The following is a 21,725-nucleotide window of genomic DNA, read 5'->3' as shown; positions in this document are numbered from 1 at the left end:
TGATTACAGCCTGGCCAGCGTCGCAACCATCACCGCTTTGATGGTGTGCAGGCGGTTTTCCGCCTGGTCAAACACCACGCTGTGCGCGGATTCAAAGACCTCGTTGGTTACTTCCATGCCGCCGTGCAAATCGTACTGTTCCGCCATCTGCCGACCCAGCGTGGTCTGATCGTCGTGGAAGGCAGGCAGACAGTGCAGGAATTTCACCTTTGGGTTACCGGTTAACGCCAGCATCGCGCTGTTGACCTGATAGGGACGCAGCAGAGCAATACGCTCTTTCCACACCTCTTTTGGCTCGCCCATCGAGACCCAGACGTCGGTGTAGATAAAGTCTGCGCCGTAAACGCCTTCCGCAATCTCTTCCGTCAGGGTGATTTTGCCACCGTTTTTCTCTGCGGCCTGGCGGCACTCGGCCACCAGCGCCTCCTCCGGCCAGCAGCCTTTCGGCGCCACCAGACGCAGATCAAGGCCGACCAGCGCCGCTGCTTCCATCATCGTGTTGCCCATGTTGTTACGCGCGTCGCCCACGTAAGCAAACGTCATCTGGCTGAAGGCCTTTTCCGGCAGATGTTCCTGCATGGTCAGCAGATCGGCCAGCAGCTGAGTGGGGTGAAACTCGTTGGTCAGACCGTTCCATACCGGCACGCCCGCATGTTCAGCCAGCGACTCCACCAGCGCCTGGCCGTGACCGCGATACTGAATGCCGTCATAGAGCCGGCCCAGCACGCGGGCGGTATCTTTCATCGACTCTTTGTGGCCAATCTGGCTGCCGCTCGGGCCGAGGTAAGTGACGTTAGCGCCCTGATCGTAAGCGGCAACTTCGAAAGAGCATCGGGTGCGGGTCGAGTCTTTTTCGAAGATGAGCGCAATATTTTTGCCTTTCAGGTGCTGAATTTCTTCGCCATTTTTCTTATCAATTTTAAGCGTTGACGCCAGCGCAAGCAGGCCGGTCAGCTCCGCAGGCGTGAAATCCAGCAGCCTGAGAAAATGGCGTTGATATAAGTGACTCATAAAGCACTCCAGGTGACATTTATTGAATTAAAATTCAATCTAACCGTATGAATATGCATTTTCAACCCCAGGGTGCAGAAACTTTTGTTTAAAGGTAGTGGCGGGAACGGCACTGTGGGAAAATACTCTCAAGAGATGCCACATAATGAGGAACGGATCATGGCAAACGAAGCCTTGCTGGAAGAGCAGCGTGAAGAGACGCGGCTGATTATTGAAGAGCTGTTAGATGACGGTAGCGACCCGGATGCGCTCTATACCATTGAGCACCACCTCTCCTGCGACAGCTTCGACGCGCTGGAAAAGGCGGCGGTAGAAGCGTTCAAAATGGGATATGAAGTGACCGAGCCAGAAGAGCTGGAGCTGGAAGATGGCAGCAAAGTGATGTGCTGCGATATTCTCAGTGAAGGTGCGCTGAATGCAGAGCTGATTGATGCTCAGGTTGAGCAGCTGGTGGATCTGGCCGGTAAGTTCAACGTCGATTACGACGGCTGGGGCACCTATTTTGAAGATCCTGATGCACAGGATGAAGAAGAAGATGGCGACTTCATCGACGAAGAAGATAACGGCATCCGCCACTGATTGATTTTTACCAGGCCCGGCCCTGTGCCCGGCCTGTTTATTATCCGGGAGGCCCGTACGCGCTCCGCAAGACTCAAAGGGTGGACGCCGCTTCGCCCTTATTCATTTTCCGGACTCTCTCTTCATGCATACCGAACCGCTTCTTGCCCCCATTCACGCCTTTCTGCACTGCCGCACGCCGCAGGCATGGATTGATGAGGCCCGTAAACCTGAGAACCTGCCGCTGCTGCTGACGGATCATCTGGTCTGCGAGCTGAAAGCAGCCCAGACTGCGATGTGGCTGATCCGCCGTTACGTGGCAGACAAAGAGAGTAGCGAGGCGCTGCTGGCCTGGCTGAAGCCGTGGGAAGAGTTTATTCATCAGCAGACCAACGATCTGACCTTTCTTGAGCAACAGAAAGGGTTGTCGAAGGCGGTGATCAGCCGTGCTGACGTAAAGTACGGCGATGTGCTGGTGGACAAGATGGTGCTGCTGATTAAAGAGGAGCTGCACCACTTTTATCAGGTGCTGGAGATTATGCAGGCGCGCGGGATTCCCTATATCAAAATTACCGCCAGCCGCTATGCCAAAGGGCTGCTGCGTGAAATCACCACTCACGAACCGCAAACGCTGGTGGATAAACTGATCTGTGGCGCCTACATCGAAGCGCGCTCCTGCGAGCGGTTTGCCAGCCTGGCGCCCCATCTGGATCGGGAACTGGCGGCCTTTTACGTTTCGTTGCTGCGTTCAGAGGCCAGGCACTATCAGGATTATCTGGCCCTGGCAGAACAGGTAGCAAAAGCGGATATCAGTGAGCGCGTCAGGAAAATTGGCGAGACGGAGGCGCAGCTGATCCAGCAGCCCGACAGCCAGCTGAGATTTCACAGCGGCGTACCGGCCTTCTGACCAGGGCAGCCCGCACGGCCAGGCCCGGATGCATTAAAGCGTCTTCAGCATTGTGACTTCGCAATCCACGTGACCGGTATTGCCCATCGGGCCGTCAATATGCTCAAAGCCAAGATGTTCATACAGACGAATAGCACGGGTCAGTGACGCTGTTGTTTCAAGATAGCAGCGGCTGAAACCGCGCTCGCGGGCAAAATCCATCGCCTGCATTGCCAGCTCGCGCGCCAGCCCCATGCCGCGTACCGCAGGCATAAAGTACATCTTCTGCAACTCGCATACCCCTTCTTCACTGCCGTGCAGCGGCGCAACGCCACCGCCGCCCACAATCTTCCCCTCAAGCTCAATCACCCAGTAGGCGCTGTCCGGTTCGCTGTAAAGCTCAAACAGATGGTCAAGATTCGGATCGGCCACGGTAAAGCCTTTATCGGCGGTAAGGCCAAATTCGGCGGAAACGTCGCGGATCACGCGGGCGATATGCGGGTTATCAGCAAGTTGCATCGGGCGCACCCGAAGTGAAGTCGTAGTAAAAATAGTCATAGCGGTGCCGTGTTAGTCTGTATAAAAGCAGTGTAATAATATTAAGCGGTGTGATGCAAACTTCACCTGTGCCAGCCTGCCATGTAGACCGGCAATAAAAAAGGCCCGGTGAGAAGTTCTCAGCCGGGCCTGTGGTGCAGGGCGCTTACTGCTTACAGCGCTTTGATGACTGCCTGCTGTTCAATCAGTTTCGCTTTTGCCTGGCCGAACTCGGTCATACGCTCGCGCTCTTTGGCAACCACCGCTTCTGGCGCGCGGGAGACAAAGCCTTCGTTCGACAGCTTGCTTTCGATCTTGCCGATTTCCACTTCCAGTTTGGTGACCTCTTTCGCCAGACGCTCCAGCTCAGCCGCCTTGTCCACCAGATCCGCCATCGGGATCAGCAGCTCTGCGCCGTCGATGATTTTGGTAACCGATACCGGTGCTTTCTCATCAGCAGACAGACAGGTGATGCTCTCCAGACGCGCCAGCGTTTTCAGGAAGCTGTGGTTATCGTTCACACGACGAACCACATCAGCGCTGGCACCGCGCAGCAGCACATCCAGCGGTTTGGAAGGGGAGAGATTCATCTCCGCACGGATATTACGCACGGCAACGATAGCCTGCTTCAGCCACTCGGTATCGCTCAGCGCGGCTTCGTCCACCTTAGCGGTGTCGAAAGCTGGCATCGGCTGCAACATGATGGTGTCGTCGCTGATGTTTTTCAGCACTTTCACCCGCTGCCAGATGGTTTCCGTGATAAACGGAATAATCGGGTGCGCCAGGCGCAGCAGGGATTCCAGCACCTCAACCAGCGTATGACGGGTACCGCGCAGCTGCGCTTCCGTTCCGCTCGTCATCACCGGCTTGGCCAGCTCCAGATACCAGTCGCAGAACTGGTTCCAGGTGAACTCATACAGGATGCCGGCCGCAATATCGAAGCGGAAGGTATCCAGCGCTTCGCGGTAGGCTTTCACCGTCTGATTAAATTCAGCAAGGATCCAGCGGTCCGCCAGCGACAGCTCCAGTTCACCGCCGTTGAAGCCGCAATCCTGCTCTTCGGTATTCATCAGAACAAAGCGGCTGGCGTTCCAGAGCTTGTTACAGAAGTTACGGTAGCCTTCCAGGCGCTTCATATCCCAGTTGATGTCGCGGCCGGTAGAGGCCAGCGCCGCCAGGGTGAAGCGCAGAGCATCGGTGCCGTGCGGCTCAATGCCGTTCGGGAACTGCTTCTCGGTGCGCTTGCGGATCTTATCAGCCAGCTGCGGCTGCATCATGTTGCCGGTGCGCTTGGCAAGCAGGTCTTCCAGCGAAATGCCGTCAACCATATCCAGAGGATCGATGACGTTGCCTTTCGATTTCGACATCTTCTGCCCTTCATCGTCCCGGATCAGGCCGGTCATATAGACCTTTTTGAACGGAACCTGAGGCTTGCCATCTTCATCCTTGATGAAGTGCATGGTCAGCATGATCATGCGGGCGATCCAGAAGAAGATGATGTCGAAGCCGCTCACCATCACGCTGGTGGGATGGAAGGTACGCAGCGCTTCGGTGTTCTCTGGCCAGCCCAGGGTGGAGAAAGTCCAGAGGCCGGAAGAGAACCAGGTATCCAGGACATCTTCATCCTGGTTCAGCGCCACGTCGGCGGCCAGATTGTTCTCTTTACGCACCTCTTCTTCGGTGCGGCCTACATAGACGTTGCCTTCGGCATCATACCAGGCCGGAATGCGGTGACCCCACCACAGCTGACGGGAGATACACCAGTCCTGAATATCACGCATCCAGGAGAAGTACATGTTTTCATACTGCTTAGGTACAAACTGGATCTCGCCCTGCTCAACGGCTTCCACCGCCACTTTGGCCAGCGGCGCGGTACGCACGTACCACTGGTCGGTCAGCATCGGCTCGATAACCACGCCGCCACGATCGCCGTAAGGCACGGTGAGATCGTGTGGCTTAACCTCTTCCAGCAGGCCCAGCGCATCCACAGCCGCCACAATCGCTTTACGCGCGGCGAAACGCTCCAGATTCTGGAATTCAGCCGGGATGGTGGCGTCGTAAATGTCAGACTCTTCGCCGTTGCAGTCATAGACCTGCGCCAGATCGCGAATATCGCCATCAAAGGTCAGAATATTGATCATCGGCAGCTTGTGGCGGCGGCCCACTTCATAGTCGTTGAAGTCGTGCGCCGGGGTGATTTTCACGCAGCCGGTGCCTTTCTCCATATCCGCGTGTTCATCGCCCACGATCGGAATGCGACGATCCACAAAAGGCAGCACCACAAACTTGCCGATCAGATCTTTATAACGCGGATCTTCCGGGTTCACGGCCACGCCGGTATCGCCCAGCACCGTCTCCGGGCGGGTGGTGGCCACCACCAGATAATCTTTGCCGTCGGCGGTTTTAGCGCCGTCAGCCAGCGGATAGCGGATATGCCACATCGAGCCTTTCGACTCGCGGTTTTCCACTTCCAGGTCGGAAATGGCGGTGCGCAGTTTAGGATCCCAGTTTACCAGGCGTTTGCCACGGTAGATCAGGTCTTCTTTGTACAGGCGCACAAACACTTCTTTTACCGCATGAGAGAGACCCTCATCCATGGTGAAGCGCTCGCGCTCCCAGTCCACGGAGTTACCCAGGCGGCGCATCTGGCGGGTGATGGTACCGCCGGACTCTGCTTTCCATTCCCAGATTTTGTCGATAAACGCTTCGCGACCGTAGTCCTTACGCGTTTTGCCCTCTTCAGCGGCAATTTTACGCTCAACTACCATCTGCGTGGCGATACCCGCGTGGTCAGTACCCGCCTGCCACAGAGTATTTTTACCCTGCATGCGCTGGTAACGGATCAGAGTATCCATGATCGTTTGCTGGAATGCGTGACCCATATGCAAGCTGCCGGTAACGTTCGGCGGCGGGATCATTATGCAGTAGCTTTCCTGGCTGGTATCGCCATTAGGTTTAAAGTAGCCCTGCTGTTCCCAGTGCTCGTAAAGCGGCTGTTCGATCTCTTGCGGGTTATATGTCTTTTCCATTTCTGCTATGTCTTAGGCACGGGAGGCGGTGCCGTATTCAAGTGGAATCCAACGCTGCGATACGCTTTGTAGCGGTCGCGCGCCAGCTGTTTCAATGATTCTTCGTAAGGGACGAAGTCTACCACTTCATAGAAAGCGGTGGCAAAATCTGCAAACTGCGGCAGCAGGCTGATCAGCAGGTCACGCGGGGCGTTTCCCCGACGCTGTGGCCACGCCAGCTCAACCGGTGCGCCATACTTCGGTCCTTCACCCGCCAGATTATGCGGCACAAAGGCGTTCGCCGGACGCTGCCACAGCGCTTCGTCCAGCCGGACAGCCTGCGCTTCATCCTCACAGGCTATCAATACGCGTTTCCCCTCGCGCCAGCGCGCCTCTGCTATATCGCAGACCAGCGCCTCAAGGGCGCTGATCCCGTCAACCGGGGTATCGGTTTCCAGCAGATAGAAGGTTGCGGTTTTCATCAGTTTTTAATCGTCGCCGTTAAGGCCAGCACGGTTCAGCAGGAACTGGGAGAGCAGCGCCACAGGACGGCCGGTGGCCCCTTTGGCTTTGCCGGAGCGCCAGGCCGTACCCGCGATGTCCAGATGCGCCCAGTTATATTTACGGGCAAAACGCGCCAGGAAGCAGGCGGCGGTAATCGCTCCGCCAGGGCGGCCACCAATGTTTGCCATATCGGCAAAGTTGGAGTCCAGCTGCTCCTGATATTCATCTGCCATCGGCAGACGCCAGGCGCGGTCACCCGCCTGTTCAGAGGCGCCAATCAGCTCATGCGCCAGCGGGTTGTGGTTCGACAGCAGGCCGCTGACGTGGTGACCCAGCGCAATCACGCAGGCACCGGTCAGGGTAGCGACATCAATCACTACGTCCGGATCAAAACGTTCCACGTAGGTCAGCGCATCGCACAGCACCAGACGGCCTTCCGCATCAGTATTCAGCACTTCCACGGTCTGACCGGACATGGTGGTCAGCACGTCCCCCGGACGATAAGCGCGGCCACCAGGCATGTTTTCACAGCCTGCCAGCACGCCCACCACGTTCAGCGGCAGATTCAGCTCCGCCACCATACGCATCACGCCGTAGACCGACGCCGCGCCGCACATGTCATATTTCATCTCGTCCATCGCTTCGCCCGGCTTGATGGAGATGCCGCCGGAGTCGAAGGTGACGCCTTTGCCGACCAGTACGATGGGCTTGCTCTCTGCGTCCGGGCTGCCTTTGTATTCGATAACCGACATCAGCGACTCGTTCTGCGAGCCTTGTCCCACGGCCAGATAGGCGTTCATGCCCAGCTCTTTCATCTGCTGCTCGCCAATCACGCGGGTAGTGATGTTCTTGCTGTAGGCATCGGCCAGCTGACGCGCCTGAGAAGCCAGGTAGGCGGCGTTACAGATGTTTGGCGGCATATTCCCAAGATCTTTCGCGGCTTTAACACCAGCAGCTACGGCCAGACCGTGCTGAATGGCGCGCTCGCCGCTGGTGAGTTCACGGCGGGTAGGCACGTTAAAGACCATTTTGCGCAGCGGACGGCGTGGCTCGGTTTTATTGCTTTTCAGCTGATCGAAGCTGTACAACGTCTCTTTAGAGGTCTCCACTGCCTGGCGCACTTTCCAGTAAGTGTTGCGGCCTTTAACGTGTAGCTCGGTCAGGAAGCAGACCGCTTCCATTGAACCGGTATCGTTCAGCGTGTTGATGGTTTTCTGGATCACCTGCTTGTACTGACGCTCATCAAGCTCGCGCTCTTTGCCGCAGCCAATCAGCAGAATGCGCTCAGAGAGGATATTGGGCACGTGATGAAGCAGCAAAGTCTGGCCGACTTTGCCTTCCAGTTCGCCCCGGCGGAGCAGGGCGCTGATGTAGCCATCGCTGATCTTATCCAGCTGTTCAGCAATCGGTGACAGCCTGCGCGGTTCAAACACGCCAACCACGATACAGGCACTGCGCTGCTTTTCCGGGCTACCGCTTTTTACACTGAACTCCATGCACTCTCCTGAATCTTAAAGACAACGGCGCTTGCTGCGGCTAGAATGTAGCGCTTTCGTCAAGCTCGGTGCCAGGCATTACGCCACTGGGGTATCGGGCGTCTGAATGAGTTTTGGTGATAATACGTTTTTTTTTGCATCACCAGAACGCGATTGTTGTCATACTATTTTAGCTATGACGGAGGCCATTGATGAGAAAAAATGGCGTATAAGCGATGAAACTAGCGATTTTCCTGCAAAAAGACAAGTTTTCACAGGCGTACTCAGCGTGATCATCATTAGATATCTGGTTAGGGAAACGCTCAAAAGCCAGCTGGCTATCCTCTTCATCCTGCTACTGATCTTCTTTTGTCAGAAGTTAGTCAGGATTTTGGGAGCCGCGGTGGATGGCGAAATTCCAACAAATTTAGTCCTGACATTATTGGGCCTTGGCGTGCCAGAAATGGCGCAGCTTATCCTGCCACTGAGCCTGTTTTTAGCCATTTTGATGACGCTTGGGCGGTTATACACCGAAAGCGAGATCACGGTGATGCATGCCTGCGGCCTGAGCAAAGCGGTGCTGGTGAAGGCCGCTATGGTGCTGATGCTGTTCACCGCGGTGGTGGCTGCTGTCAATGTCGCCTGGCTTGGCCCCTGGTCTTCCCGCTATCAAAGCGAAGTTACGCAGAATGCAAAAGCTAACCCAGGCGCCGCGGCGCTGGCTGCCGGGCAGTTCCAGCAGTCGGGGGATGGCCAGTCGGTCATGTTCATTGAGAACGTTAAGGGCAACACCTTTGGCAACGTCTTCCTGGCGCAGCTGCGGCCTAAAGGCAATGCCCGTCCTTCTGTGGTGCTGGCTGATAAAGGCCATATGACCCAGCGGCCAGACGGCTCGCAGGTGGTGACGCTGGAGAAAGGTACCCGATTTGAAGGCACGGCGATGCTGCGCGATTTCCGCATCACGGACTTCGTAAACTATCAGGCGATAGTCGGGCACCAGGACGTGGTGCTGGACCCGAACGATGCCGAGCAGATGGATTTCAAAACGCTGGCGCAGTCCAGCAAGCCAGAGTTCAGAAGCGAGTTCCACTGGCGCATCACGCTGGTGTTCTCGGTGCTGGTGATGGCGTTAATGGTAGTGCCGCTCAGCGTGGTTAACCCACGTCAGGGCCGGGTTCTGTCGATGCTGCCCGCTATGCTGCTCTATCTGATCTTCTTCCTGTTGCAGAGTTCGCTGCGCTCCAGCGGCCAGAAAGGCCGCCTCGATCCTGCGGTCTGGATGTGGGTGGTGAATATCTCTTACCTGGCGCTGGCCGTGCTGCTTAATCTGTGGGATACCGTGCCCATGCGGCGTCTCCGTGCCCGCTTCAGCAAGGGAGGCTCCGTCTGATGTTTGGCGTACTCGACAGATATATCGGTAAAACGATCTTCAACACCATTATGGCGACGCTGTTTATGCTGGTGTCGCTCTCGGGCATCATCAAGTTCGTGGACCAGCTGCGCAAAACCGGGCAGGGCGAATACACCGCGCTGGGTGCCGGGTTGTATACCGTGCTCAGCGTGCCGAAGGATATTGAAATCTTCTTCCCGATGGCCGCCCTGCTTGGCGCGTTGTTAGGGCTGGGGACGCTGGCCCAGCGGAGTGAGCTGGTGGTCATGCAGGCTTCCGGCTTTACGCGGATGCAGATCGCCGCTTCGGTGATGAAAACGGCCATCCCGCTGGTGCTGCTGACCATGGCAATTGGTGAGTTTGTGGCGCCGCAGGGCGAGCAGATGGCGCGTAACTACCGTGCGCAGCAGCTGGTGGGCGGTTCGCTGCTCTCCACGCAGAACGGCCTGTGGGCAAAGGATGGCGACAACTTTATCTTTATTGAACGCATCAAGGATAACAGTGAGCTGACCGGCATCAGCATCTACAGCTTCAACAAAGAGCGTCGTCTGCAAAACGTGCGCTACGCGGCCTCCGCTAAGTACAACGCGGATAAAAAGTCCTGGGATTTGGCGCAGGTGGATCAGTCTGACCTCACCAATCCGAAGCAGGTCAGCGGCAGCCAGACGCTGAGCGGCGAATGGAAAACCACGCTGACGCCAGACAAGCTGGGCGTAGTGGCGCTGGACCCGGATGCGCTCTCTATCAGCGGCCTCTATAACTATGTGAAGTATCTGAAGCAGAGCGGCCAGGTTGCCGGGCGCTATCAGCTGAACATGTGGAGCAAAATCTTCCAGCCGCTGTCGGTGGCGGTGATGATGCTGATGGCACTGTCGTTCATCTTTGGCCCGCTGCGCAGCGTATCGATGGGGATGCGGGTAGTCACCGGTATCAGCTTCGGTTTCCTGTTCTACGTGCTGGATCAGATCTTCGGGCCGCTGAGCCTGGTGTACAACATCCCGCCTGTCCTCGGCGCGTTGCTACCAAGCGCAGCGTTCTTCGCCATCAGCGTCTATATGCTGCTGAAACGACGTTAATCAGCCCTGTCAGGCAGCACATACGCTGTCAGCTTACAGTCATACTGAAACCGCATCAGAACTCAGGCTCACCAGCGAAAGCTGGCGAGCCTGAGTTGTTTTTATCGCCCGCAAACCGTGCCGACATCATTCCCGCTTATTAAAGAATGTCACTTTCAGCAGGCGGCAAGGGCTGATGAAACCGACGCAGGAGGGCCAGGCGCGGATCGCTTTAATCTCTGTGGTGTCACTTTCCCGGCGCGGCGTTGACAGAACCTCTGCTATCGGCTGGTTCAGAGAAAAACGGTAATATAATGACCTTGTCTGCGGCTTCGCTTATTGCAATTACCTGTGTTAGTTATTTTTATTTAAAAATTAAAAGCAGACTTAAAGATAATAAGCTGACGGCGCTATCGCTGAAGGTGATTTATGTTAACAATAAGGGCCAGTCTTAATTTAGCTTTGTCAGTGAAAAAAATTTTCCATTACATTTTATTTTCCTTCCCCCCGCTAAAGCGTTCCGGCTGCGCTAAGATTTAATTACTTCGCGTAATTAATCCCTTGCCTTATTAAAGGAGTCGCTATGGGCGGCAAATCTGATCCCCCGAAGCGAGCTTCCGGTGAGGAGCAACGGCTGCCGCTGTCAGAGGAGCATGCCACTCTCACCAAGGCTCGCGTGCTGGACAGCCGCATCAGAATCGAGCGGACTACTACCTCCGCTGCCGAGCTGCTTGAAACCGAATTAGCACGCGATGAAGTGGAGATTAAACATATTATTAAGAACCAGCTGGTAGAGGATGACTACTCTGCTGAAGTTCGTTATGAAGGCGACCTGTTAATTATTCCGGTTATCGAAGAGCGCGTTGAAATTATCCGCCGGAAAATCCTGAAAGAAGAAGTGCATATCCGTAAAGTCAAAAAAGTAGAGCCTTATCAACAAGAGGTTTTGGTCAGAAGCCAGGAGGTGAAGATTCGTAAGGAGAAAGGAAAACCCTAAACCCATTTACGAGGAATCTGTTATGGCACATGAAAAAATCGTTACCGCATTTAACCAGGAACAGCAGGCGCAGGTTGCCCGTGAAAAGCTGATTGCCGAAGGCATCGCCGAGAAAAATATCGATATTATCTCTGGTGAGCGCCTGCGGGTGGAAGACAAAGAGATCCGCCATCCCAGCTTCTGGCAGCGCATTTTTGGTGACGATGTGGATGAAAGTTACGCCAGCGAATATAACCGTGCGCTGCAAACCGGCGGGGTGTTGCTGACCGTTCGCGTCTCGAAAGAGGAAGCAGGTAACGTCGAGATGCTGCTGGATCAATATTCCAGTGATTACTCCAGCCTGACGCCAGGCGCGGGGCAGGGAACGGATCGTCAGTTGCTGGGGGAGACGGATGAGCGGCTTTCCAGAGGCGTGGGGGGAAGCTATGAGACGGAAAAAGATGACTCTCTTGCCGCTACATTGGGTGGCAGTCCGGTAAGGGATAATAACGATCCTCTTACCACCACCTCGGGCGGAGGCTATGAGACGGATACGGACGACCGTCTTACCACCGGAGCGGAGAGTCGCCTGGGCACGGATACGGACGACCGTCTTACCACCGGAGCAAACAGTCGCCTGGGGACAGATACGGACGACCGTCTTACCACCGGAGCAAACAGTCGCCTGGGGACAGATACGGACGATCTTCTTACTACCGGGGCGGACAGCCGTCTGGGTACAGAGAGTGATGACCGTTTCGCCACCGACGAACCGCTCTACAATGAAGGGGCAGACCGCCCACTGGCCAGTGAAGGGGTAGCGTCGGTCACCGGTGGCGGACTCCAGCGCGATGATCAGCGCGAAGGGTTGACGCTGGCTGAGGAAGAGGTAGAGATTGGTAAACGTCAGGTCAGCGACGGCTTTGTTCGCCTGCGCCGTTACACGGTGGAAGAGTCAGTCTCTGAAGACATTTCGCTCTACGATCAGCATGCCGAAGTGTTCCGCCATGCGGTAGATGACCCCTCCTATCTCAACGACGTTGACTGGTCTGACAAGACCATTGAGGTGGAAGAGTCCCACGAAGTGCCGGTGGTCAGTAAAACCGCCCACATCCGTGAAGAGGTGGGCGTACGAAGCGAAGGCACCGAGCGCGTGGAAACGGTGAAAGAGAGCGTACGTCGCCAGGAAGTGAAGGTGGAAAAAGAGGGCGACACGGAGCACGATCTGTCGCGCCTTGATGACGACCCTAAATAACCCTCTGCCTTTATAAAGCTCCCGCGCGGATCCAGTCGATCAGCGCGGGAAGCTGCGTCACTCCCCATAAGATTAGACCAATCACGCCACCTACCACCGTGCCGTTAATCCGGATGCGCTGTAAATCCTTGCCGATGTTCAACTCAACCTGATGGGACATATCTTTTGCATCCCAGCTTTTCACCGTGTCGCTGATATGGCTACTGAGAAAGGCGGAGAACTCCGGCGCGGCGCTGGTGGCGGCCTCTTCCATATGCTGATTCAGCGAGGCGCGCAGGCTGGCGTCCTGCATCAGCGTTTCGCCCAGCCACTGACCGGCCGCGCTGACTTTTGCATGCAGCACAGAGTCTGGCTTATCCAGATCCTCCTTCAGCCAGTTGCGCAGGTCGCCCCACAGCTGGCTGATATAGGTGTTCAGCGCCTCATCCTGCTTGAGATAAGCTTTGATCTCTTCCGCTTTCTCCACCATCTCCGGATCGCTGCGCAGCCGCTCAATCAACCGTTGTACCGCCCGGTTAAAGCCCTGACGGATCTCGTGCGCGCCATCCTGCTCAATATCGCTGAGAATCGACTTCACCGCGTTGGCGGCCAGCTCCGCGCTTTTTTCTCCGACCCATTCCGTCGGCAGCATCTTCTCTTTCAGCGGATGTTCCCGCTTCAGCCATCGCATCACCTGCTGGGCGATAAAGTCGTGCGTGCCGGGCTTGTTCACCAGATGCAGCACCTGCGCGATGGCGTCATCCAGCAGCGCCTGATGCCGGTTATTTTTGGTCAGGCTCTCCAGCACCATCGCGGCGGACTGCGTCAGATCGACCTTATCAATCGCCTTGTGGATAGCGCGGCGCATAAACGCCTGAATACGCGTGTCATCGGCCAGATCCAGAAAGCCGCGAACAATCTTCAGCAGATAGCCGCCAAGCCGTGCAGCGTTGTCCGGCTGGCTCAGCCACCTGGCGATGATCTGCGCCGGATCGTGACGTCGGATCAGCGTCAGCAGGGATTCGGTATTAAGAAATTTATCCTGAACAAACATCGCCAGGTTATCGGCGATGCGATCTTTATTGCGGGGGATAATGGCGGTGTGGCGGCCCACCAGCGGGATCGGCACGCGGCGGAACAGCGCGCTGACCGCAAACCAGTCCGCCAGTGCGCCGACCATTGAGGCTTCCGATACCGCTTTCAGGGCGCCAACCCAGTGATTTGTGGGATACCACAGCGGGTAAAGTACGGTGGCAATAAAGAGAAGGGCGGCGCCGCACAGCAGCAGCAGCGGCGTCCGTTTTGCTCTGATCAGTTCTGATTCTTTATCCATGGATGCTCTGCTCTCCCGGTTACTGCTTTCCTTAATTCAGCCCATTGCCGGGCTTGTCCCTGTTGGCGCTTTTAACGCAGCCTCTGACTGTAGCAGGGCTGACGGCAGAGTGTTAATCTCCTTTGGCTGGTGCCGCAGAGTAGTGACTTACTGGAGATCGCGCAGCCCGCTGCTATTCCCTCTTTTCTGATCCAGCCGCTCAGCGCTTCCTGCCGCCCATAATGCTGCCCAGCACGCCGCGGATAATCTGGCTGGTGACCTGACGCGCCGCGCTTTTCGCCACGCTCTGCACTATGCCGTCGCGCTTGCCGCCGCGCGGGCCGGTGCTGCCAAACAGAATATCCTTCAGCCCGCCCAGAATACCGTCATCCACCGCAACATTATTGCCTTTCGCCGGGGGTGCTTTGGCTTCTTCCGTGGCCGCCTGCACGCCTTTGCTCAGCTTCTCGTAAGCGGACTCACGATCTACCGCCTCTTCATACTTGCCCGAGAGCGGCGAGTGATTGATCAGTCCGTTACGTTCGTCCTCAGTAACCGGCCCCATCCGCGAGAACGGCGCTATCACCGAGGCACGCTGCACCATCGATGGACTCCCTTTCTCATCCAGGAAAGAGATAAGCGCCTCGCCGGTGCCCAGCTCCTGAATGGCGGTCACGGTATCAAAGGCGGGATTGGCACGCATGGTTTGCGCCGCCACTTTCACCGCTTTCTGATCTTTCGGCGTGAACGCACGCAGCGCATGCTGTACGCGGTTCCCCAACTGGCCAAGCACCGTATCGGGGATGTCTGCCGGGTTTTGCGACACAAAATAAACGCCTACCGCTTTTGAGCGGATCAGTCGGATGACCTGCTCAATTTTATCCAGTAATACCTGAGGCGCGTCGCTGAACAACAGATGTGCCTCATCAAAGAAGAACACCAGCTTTGGCTTATCACGATCGCCCGCTTCCGGTAGCTGTTCATACAGCTCGGAGAGCATCCACAGCAGGCTGGTAGCGTAGAGTTTCGGCATCTGGTAGAGCTTCTCTGCCGAGAGGATATTGATGATGCCTTTGCCGTTGCTGTCCGTACGCATCCAGTCTTTGATATCGAGCATCGGCTCGCCGAAGAAATACTCCGCGCCCTGCTGCTCCAGGGTCAGCAGCCCGCGCTGAATGGCGCCGACCGATGCGCTGTTGATATTGCCATACTGCGTCTGGAAACTTTTGGCGTTATCACCAATGTACTGCGTCATCGCCCGCAGGTCTTTGAAGTCCAGTAACAGCAGACCCTGATCATCCGCCACACGGAAGATAATGTGCAGTACGCCGCTCTGTACCTCATTGAGGTTAAGCAAACGAGCCAGCAGCAGCGGACCGAGATCGGTAACGGTGGCGCGCACAGGATGGCCTTTCTCGCCGAAGATATCCCACAGCACAACCGGATTGCCCTGCGGTGACCACTCCGTCACACCGATCTTCGCCAGCCGCGCCATTAGCTTCTCTGAGGCCTCGCCTTCTCTGGCAATACCGGTCAGGTCGCCTTTCACATCGGCCATAAAGACCGGAACGCCGATACTGGAAAAACTCTCCGCCAGCTTTTGCAGCGTGACGGTTTTGCCGGTTCCGGTCGCGCCGGTAATCAGCCCGTGGCGGTTGGCCATGCCGGGCAGTAAGTTCACCGGGAGGCCGGCAGATTTGGCAATCAGCAGTGGTTCGGTCATTGATGTAATCCCTGAAGTAAGCAAATGGGCAACTTATCCTTTAAGCGTAGCGCCCGGTACGCAGCGAGGCGAGAAGGGGATTGCCCTTTTTAGCCCGCCATGCGTATGTTATATCGGGATAGTTCTCAGGAGGCGAGAAAAATGGCGACGGCAATTCTGTCGGTGACCACGATTGGTGGCGCGCTGTTGCCGGGCGCTCTCTTCGCGCGGCCCTCGCACCACTTTGCGCTATAAGGCGATGTTTGATCGTCCGGGCGGAAGCGTAATGGCGCTGTTGAGCCTCAAGCTTATGGTGAAATAAAAACGAGCCGCACAGTGGCGGCTCGCGGGAAGACGGTGAGGGGACAGCCTCACCGTTTTAGAGAGAGTGAGGAGAGAGCCTTACTGTGATCGGTACAGGTTCAGCCTGGTAATCATCAACAGTGACGCTCGCCTTTACTGTAAGAGAGAAAATCTCTTTATGAGCAGCAGGCTCGCCTTCTCCATGATAAAAATATTGTCTGTATGATCAACTGCCTGGTCTTATCACAAGTGAGGAGATCTTGTGATAATCAACAGGCTCGGCTTTATCAGGAGATAAAGTTTTTGCCCTGCTTCAGCACCAGGTCACAGGCTTTGGTTTTCACCTTCTTGCCCATAGCGGTGTCGCCCAGACTGCTCAGGTTCACCTGCTGGTTGTTGCCGGTATTCAGCAGACCCATCAGGCCCTGTTTGTAGTCGGTGGTTTCCTGCTGTTTGGTGGTATCAGTCAGGCCCAGCTTGCCCAGCAGCTGATCTTTCACTGAGCTGACGTTGTTATCCACCAGGTTATTCTTCATGCAGTATTGCAACACGCCCGTGGCGTTAGTCATGGTGCTGGAGCTGAGCGACTGATTACCGCCGTTCAACAACCCGGCCAGCGCTCCCAGAGAGGTGCCAGTCGGCTGCGGTGAAGTGGTAGAACTGGAGGAGTTAGAATTCTGGCTGAGCGAAGAAGCCGCGCTGCTCAGCTGATCCTGCCAGCTGGCCGCCGAGGCCACACCAGCGAACAAGGAAGCAGAAACCGTCAATGCCAAAACCATCTTAGAAGCTTTCATAGTTAACCCTTTACGTTTGTTATCCGGCGCGCGCCCTCCCGGCATCACGCTTTATGTTCCTTTGGGACTGTCGGAATGCAGGGGAGTTCCGCTGTTGCAGAACAGAGAAGGGCAGGAGGCGGGCTTTGAGATTTGTCTTAAGGAGCAGAGTTGCCTGGTGAGCATTTTATCGATTCCAGGGCAAGGCCAGAACTTCTGTTTATGCTTAAGAAGGAGCCTGCCGGTGGATTTTTCAGCACTTGCATCACATCGGGGCGGATAGTAGTTGCGTGCTGAGAGGGTAACGGTATAATCCACAACGTTTTCCGCATACCCTTCAGTGCCGAAGTGGCGAAATCGGTAGACGCAGTTGATTCAAAATCAACCGCCGCGAGGCGTGCCGGTTCGATTCCGGCCTTCGGCACCAATCAAGAAAAAGGGGTTATAAACAAAGAGTTAATCTAAGTATTGTCTTTCTTGTCTGTGTTTTTTGCTTGAATAACTTCACTAACGATTGCCGCTGTGTTTAGAAGTGACTTTTGTGACGTTATCAAACATCTTCAGAAAGTTTCCAGGCTCAATCCCGAAGAAAAAGTGAACAGTCAGCACTGATGACATAGAATTATGTCGCAGCTCTATTCGTTCCATTTTCCCTGTGAAGCCGGAATATCTCACCAGCGTCTCAAACCCTCTTCCTGAAACTCTTGTCAATATGGTTCGCAGTTCGTGCGGCGCATCCATGATGCAACACGTCGAGATGATGTTGCAGCAAATAATCAGATGTAATGATGGGAAGACTATACGGATTGAGAAAAAATGCGGTTCTGCCAGGGTTTCAGCCACCGGATCAAAATGGCTACTTAATAAGAAGCCATAATAAGTCGTCAGCATTTCTGCAGAAGTCGCTACGCTCCGCCTTTCCTTATGTGCTCAACACGGCACGTAGTGGGCACTTATTGCCTTCGATACCATTTGATAGGGTGGTTTTGCATTCGAATTTATTAATGAGCTTTTCGATAACTTGGTGGAATGCCCCGACAGTGGACTATTCTGAAAGCAATCATGGCGATAAATATAGCAGCAACAAAACGCAACAACCGTAAAATTCACGCCCGTAAGATTGCTCCTTACCTTGCAATACTATTTTGGACTGCTGCGATTGGCCGCATTGACATCTGCAAATTTTTTAAAAATGGAGCCAGTTTCAGGCTCCATCAATGATTGCTCTTTTTATTTTATGTATGTGGGCCGAGGAATCGATCACCATTCAGATGAATCATATGAGTAGGTGCATCGGCGACCCAAACCTCTGTTTCCCATGATAGATCCATAAGATATTTAGCCATTACTTTACGGTCAGGAAATGCCGTGACATACACCAATCCGGGTTTTGCACTCGCAAATAATTTTGCTAATTCTCCGTGTCGCTTTCCGTCAACTGGGCCATGCGAGGTGACTGACTCGATTAGCAATAACCAATTACGTTCTTCCCAATAGAGTACAACATCGGGCAGTTTTCCTTTGCGATTAACAGTTACTCCCAGCTCGGCAAGCCGCTCCTTGCGGAAATGATCTTCTTTCGCACCAGTGTCGCCGATATATATAACTTCGGCTTCTGGGGCGAAGCGAGGGCCAAATTCAACAATAATATCCTTAATTAACTGGCTGTGGGCGCCTGGGCTTAAGATGAGATCTGTTCCATCGTTCAGCTTCACAGGGATCATTTCCATTTTTCTTGCCATTGCATATTGCTCAACCAGGGTGGATATGTTCGCCATATGCCTTTTGAGCGATTCATCCCATTCGGGAGTATCATATGTTAGCAGTACAGTATGCAATTCAGGTGCTATTTGGTAGCAGGCTTTAGGAGAGTTAACCGCACGGTTAGGTTCATCAGGGTTGTATAGAGCAATTCCACCATCACAAAATTGATGAAGTGTTTGCCGGCGGAACGTCTCACGTGTGTTCGGCGCATATTCCTTACCATATACGTTTCTACACCAATCCATGATCGGAGTGACGCCTATCATTGGTCGTTGTATTTTTGACCAATGTCCGTCAGGGTGAAGGTCAAGAAGAGCGAGTAAGGTCAGTGCTGAACGTTCATTTAGCTGAGCTCGTGGCATCCCCAATAAGCGCAAAATCTCAAGAGTTTGTTCTATTTTTTCTTGAGCTTTCAATGGATTAGTCGTTTTTCCTTCTGTCATCAGATCTAATTCCCTGTTAATTATTTCATCTATTTGGTTCTGACTAAGTACTTCACCGTCTAACTCACTGCCCATTCTCCGCAGGATTTCCAGTGATGGGTAGTGGATCGATCTTAGGTCTGAGGCATTTATTTGAGTGTGTCCGCCAAACTGGCGATAGTATTTGTCCAACAAAGTGCAGTTCAAATAAACATAAAGTCCACGGGCAAGATCTGCGTCCATACCAACTTTTTTAATATGGAAGACATTGGTTTTATTATCAAAACCGATCAAATCACCCGGAAGAGATGAGTCATACAAAGTTGCTACGATTCGACGTTTTTCTTCTTTACTACTAAATCTTTTAATGATTAGAAAGTAGCCTTCATTTTTCCAAAGCCATGGGCGTGATGAATCTGATACTCTTATAGCATTTGGCTTTTTTCCGACAAGGGGCCAATGAATTTTCCCGTTTAAATGCTGGGGGAAAAGAAGCGGGACGGATTCTGAATCTAAAGTTTCGCGCAGGTCATCTCGAAGCCGAAAGTCAACGACAGGACCTGTACTGACCTGAATTTTTAGATCGTCTAAAGTTGATGTGAATGGTGACAATCTTTCAATTATGTCCTGCTCACGCGGACTTGCTGCAATATGAATGAATTTCTGTTTATCCGTAGGTTTTACTATTTTATCGATCGAAACCTTACGTTGAGTCATGTCGGTGGCTGTTATTTGCCCGGTTTCTTCATCAAGATGAAAATCAGAGGTTGGACTCGAAGTGATTATAACTTCGTCTTGAGATACACCTTTAATGCAGTGAATGATGATATTTTCTTGAAGAACTTCATCTTCGGCAAAAGCAGTATTTCGAGAGTCAAAAATATGAATATGCTTGATGGATGTTTCCGAAAGTAACTGTTCGCGGAAAGATTGATAGTACGGGCCATTACAGAAAGATCGAGGAATGATTGCTACTATTTCTCCCCCCAATTTCAACTGTTTTAAAGATAAAGCAACGAATCCCGAGTATAAATTGACCGTTTCAATTCCTGCATTGCTCATCGAGATTCGGTGAGGGCTTGATGATAGAATTTTTTTGTACGGGGGGTTCATGATTACATGAGTATACGTTGCAATCTCTTCAAGATTGAAAAGGTTTGCTATGCGCAGACTTGTCTCGATAATGTAATCTTTATTATTGATTTTATGTGATAATTTTCCCCCAAATTCATTTGCACATGCTCTTAATGTATTATCCAAAAATGGTAGCATCACCTCTTCGACGTCATAGACGTCAAGCTCTATTCTTTCAACTCCTAAGGATAAGGCTCGATCTACGAATGCAGCGGACAGTGATCCCACCCCACAGCCAGGATCAAGTAACTTTACGTCACTTTCGATGTTGTCGAACAGACTTGCCATGAACAGACAAATCGGGGCTGGAGTCATAAATTGACCGAGTGCCGATTTAGTCTTAGGGTTGAGTAGCTTATTTGCTTCTTTTCTATTCTGTTCAGCCAATTCCAAAAGACGCATCGTATTTCCACTTATTTGCTAAAAATTTAAAGCTGCGTTTTGTTCTCTTCCATTAAAAGTTAATCTTAAGAATCAAAAACGCCTCACAAGGGGACAATATTACTACAAATGGCTAAGGGAAGAAGGTATAGCGTTAACTAAATGATTCACCACCACTGGTCAGTGGAGCTTCTTTCTTCATTAATCTGAATCCTCCGTGTCGAAGGTTTCTTGCTTCGAGTCACATAGCTGAATGAATACCTTGAAATTTCAAAGCGGTAAGTGTTTTGCCGTTTTCATTCTTCTCTTTAGGGCACTAAGCGTACCGATAATTTTATCCGTCACCATTTTTTTGGCCTCATCAAATGCCCTGCTGGCTGACGCGGGCGGCCGGACGCAATGAGGCAAAACAGGAGCGTATCCTCGCGGCGTTATTTATGGTGCTGGCAAACCGCTACGACTGGCAGATGTTCCTTGAGGTGACAGGCCCCGGCGGCAGTGGGAAAAGCGTGATGGCGTCGATTGCCCGCCTGCTGGCCGGAGAGGACAATACCACGGCCGCCACCATCGACACGCTGGAGTCATCTCGCGAACGTGCAAGCGTGGTCGGCTACTCGCTGATTATCCTGCCGGATCAGGAAAAGTGGAGCGGTGACGGCGCGGGCATCAGGGCGCTTACCGGCGGTGACCCCAAGTACCGTGACGCCTATTCACCCCACATCCCGGCGGTAATTCTGGCGGTGAACAACAACCCGATGCGCTTCAGCGACCGCAGCTGCGGCGTGTCGCGTCGGCGGGGTATCCTGCCATTCCCGGACGTGATACCGGCAAGCGAACGTGACCCGCAGCTGCTGGAAAAGATTGCCGGTGAGCTGGCGGTTATCGTGCGCCACCTGATGCAGCGCTTCACCCGACCTGATGATGCCCGCGAGCTGCTACAGGCACAGCAGTCGTCTGAGGAAGCGCTGGAAATCAAGCGCAGCGCCGACCCGCTGGTCGATTTCTGTGGCTACCTGACGCCGCTGAGCACGCCGACTGGGCTGTTTATCGGCAACGCAAATATCCGCCCGATGAATCCGCGTCGCTATCTCTATCACGCCTACCTGTCGTTTATGGAGGCCAGAGGGCACCAATACCCCATGAGCCTGACGGCGTTCGGCCAGGCTGTACCGCAGACGCTGAAGGAGTACGAGATAGAGCTGCTGAAGCGCAAGACAAAGAACGGCATCCAGACCAGCCTGGAGCTGAGCGAGGACTGTGAAGCCGAATGGCTGCCGCGCTGCGATGCATAAGCCAGACG

At 53.9% G+C, this 21,725-nt stretch carries 15 protein-coding genes, 1 tRNA gene and 1 pseudogene; 8 read left to right on the top strand and 9 right to left on the bottom strand.

Annotation, left to right across the window (positions count from 1 at the left end):
• Positions 1–3 precede the first annotated feature (3 nt).
• On the bottom strand, positions 4–1,011 hold the full coding sequence (gene argF, locus AAH450_RS18830) for an ornithine carbamoyltransferase (RefSeq protein WP_342911596.1): 1,008 nt from the start codon (positions 1,009–1,011) through the stop codon (positions 4–6).
• A gap of 159 nt (positions 1,012–1,170) precedes the next feature.
• Between argF and rraB the strand changes: the two genes are divergently transcribed.
• Together rraB and miaE are read left to right on the top strand one after the other, a co-directional pair.
• Positions 1,171–1,590: a ribonuclease E inhibitor RraB gene (gene rraB / locus AAH450_RS18825; RefSeq protein WP_318791593.1), complete on the top strand. Its 420-nt coding sequence runs from the start codon at positions 1,171–1,173 to the stop codon at positions 1,588–1,590.
• A gap of 124 nt (positions 1,591–1,714) precedes the next feature.
• Entirely contained in the window at positions 1,715–2,476 is a 762-nt protein-coding gene (gene miaE, locus AAH450_RS18820) for a tRNA isopentenyl-2-thiomethyl-A-37 hydroxylase MiaE (RefSeq protein WP_342911595.1), read from the top strand.
• Between the two features lie 33 nt (positions 2,477–2,509).
• Here the strand turns inward: miaE and AAH450_RS18815 are convergent, their stop codons facing one another.
• From AAH450_RS18815 to pepA, 4 genes are all read right to left on the bottom strand, one after another.
• On the bottom strand, positions 2,510–3,013 hold the full coding sequence (locus AAH450_RS18815) for a GNAT family N-acetyltransferase (protein ID WP_342911594.1): 504 nt from the start codon (positions 3,011–3,013) through the stop codon (positions 2,510–2,512).
• A gap of 152 nt (positions 3,014–3,165) precedes the next feature.
• A complete protein-coding gene (locus AAH450_RS18810) occupies positions 3,166–6,021 on the bottom strand; it encodes a valine--tRNA ligase (RefSeq protein ID WP_342911593.1) in 2,856 nt (951 codons plus the stop codon).
• Between the two features lie 5 nt (positions 6,022–6,026).
• A complete protein-coding gene (locus tag AAH450_RS18805; RefSeq protein WP_342911592.1) occupies positions 6,027–6,482 on the bottom strand; it encodes a DNA polymerase III subunit chi in 456 nt (151 codons plus the stop codon).
• 6 nt (positions 6,483–6,488) lie between these two features.
• On the bottom strand, positions 6,489–8,000 hold the full coding sequence (gene pepA / locus AAH450_RS18800; protein WP_318791597.1) for a leucyl aminopeptidase: 1,512 nt from the start codon (positions 7,998–8,000) through the stop codon (positions 6,489–6,491).
• A 268-nt stretch (positions 8,001–8,268) separates the two neighbouring features.
• Here pepA and lptF point away from each other — a divergent pair, with 268 nt between their 5' ends.
• The 4 genes from lptF to AAH450_RS18780 all read left to right on the top strand — a co-directional run bounded on the left by lptF (position 8,269) and on the right by AAH450_RS18780 (position 12,655).
• Positions 8,269–9,369: an LPS export ABC transporter permease LptF gene (gene lptF / locus AAH450_RS18795; protein WP_342911591.1), complete on the top strand. Its 1,101-nt coding sequence runs from the start codon at positions 8,269–8,271 to the stop codon at positions 9,367–9,369.
• Positions 9,369–10,445, top strand: coding sequence for an LPS export ABC transporter permease LptG (lptG, locus tag AAH450_RS18790; RefSeq protein ID WP_342911590.1), 1,077 nt, complete (start codon positions 9,369–9,371; stop codon positions 10,443–10,445). The genes lptF and lptG overlap by 1 nt, the downstream gene beginning before the upstream one ends.
• Positions 10,446–11,007: 562 nt before the next feature.
• Positions 11,008–11,421, top strand: coding sequence for a DUF2382 domain-containing protein (locus AAH450_RS18785; RefSeq protein ID WP_342911589.1), 414 nt, complete (start codon positions 11,008–11,010; stop codon positions 11,419–11,421).
• A 22-nt stretch (positions 11,422–11,443) separates the two neighbouring features.
• A complete protein-coding gene (locus tag AAH450_RS18780; protein ID WP_342911588.1) occupies positions 11,444–12,655 on the top strand; it encodes a YsnF/AvaK domain-containing protein in 1,212 nt (403 codons plus the stop codon).
• Between the two features lie 10 nt (positions 12,656–12,665).
• Here the strand turns inward: AAH450_RS18780 and AAH450_RS18775 are convergent, their stop codons facing one another.
• From AAH450_RS18775 to AAH450_RS18765, 3 genes are all read right to left on the bottom strand, one after another.
• The gene (locus tag AAH450_RS18775; protein WP_342911587.1) at positions 12,666–13,967 is read right to left on the bottom strand and encodes a DUF445 domain-containing protein; all 1,302 of its coding nucleotides are present in this window, start codon (positions 13,965–13,967) and stop codon (positions 12,666–12,668) included.
• 199 nt (positions 13,968–14,166) lie between these two features.
• On the bottom strand, positions 14,167–15,669 hold the full coding sequence (locus AAH450_RS18770) for a helicase HerA-like C-terminal domain-containing protein (protein WP_342911586.1): 1,503 nt from the start codon (positions 15,667–15,669) through the stop codon (positions 14,167–14,169).
• Between the two features lie 569 nt (positions 15,670–16,238).
• Positions 16,239–16,745 carry a YjjA family protein gene (locus AAH450_RS18765; RefSeq protein WP_342911585.1) on the bottom strand — a complete coding sequence of 169 codons (507 nt, stop codon included), beginning with the start codon at positions 16,743–16,745 and terminating at the stop codon, positions 16,239–16,241.
• 321 nt (positions 16,746–17,066) lie between these two features.
• On the opposite strand from AAH450_RS18765, the gene AAH450_RS18760 reads away from it, so the two are divergent.
• Positions 17,067–17,151 (top strand) — tRNA-Leu (locus tag AAH450_RS18760).
• Positions 17,152–17,959: 808 nt separating this feature from the next.
• Here AAH450_RS18760 and AAH450_RS18755 read toward each other — a convergent pair.
• Positions 17,960–20,446: a BsuBI/PstI family type II restriction endonuclease gene (locus tag AAH450_RS18755; RefSeq protein ID WP_342911584.1), complete on the bottom strand. Its 2,487-nt coding sequence runs from the start codon at positions 20,444–20,446 to the stop codon at positions 17,960–17,962.
• 353 nt (positions 20,447–20,799) lie between these two features.
• Here AAH450_RS18755 and AAH450_RS18750 point away from each other — a divergent pair.
• Positions 20,800–21,717: pseudogene (locus tag AAH450_RS18750) on the top strand (DNA primase family protein); the annotation flags it as partial.
• Between the last annotated feature and the right edge of the window lie 8 nt (positions 21,718–21,725).

The organism is Erwinia magellanica (genome assembly GCF_039023495.1).
Classification (GTDB): domain Bacteria; phylum Pseudomonadota; class Gammaproteobacteria; order Enterobacterales; family Enterobacteriaceae; genus Erwinia.
Note: the sequence above shows the minus strand (reverse complement) of the source record. Positions and strands in the feature narration are given on the sequence as shown.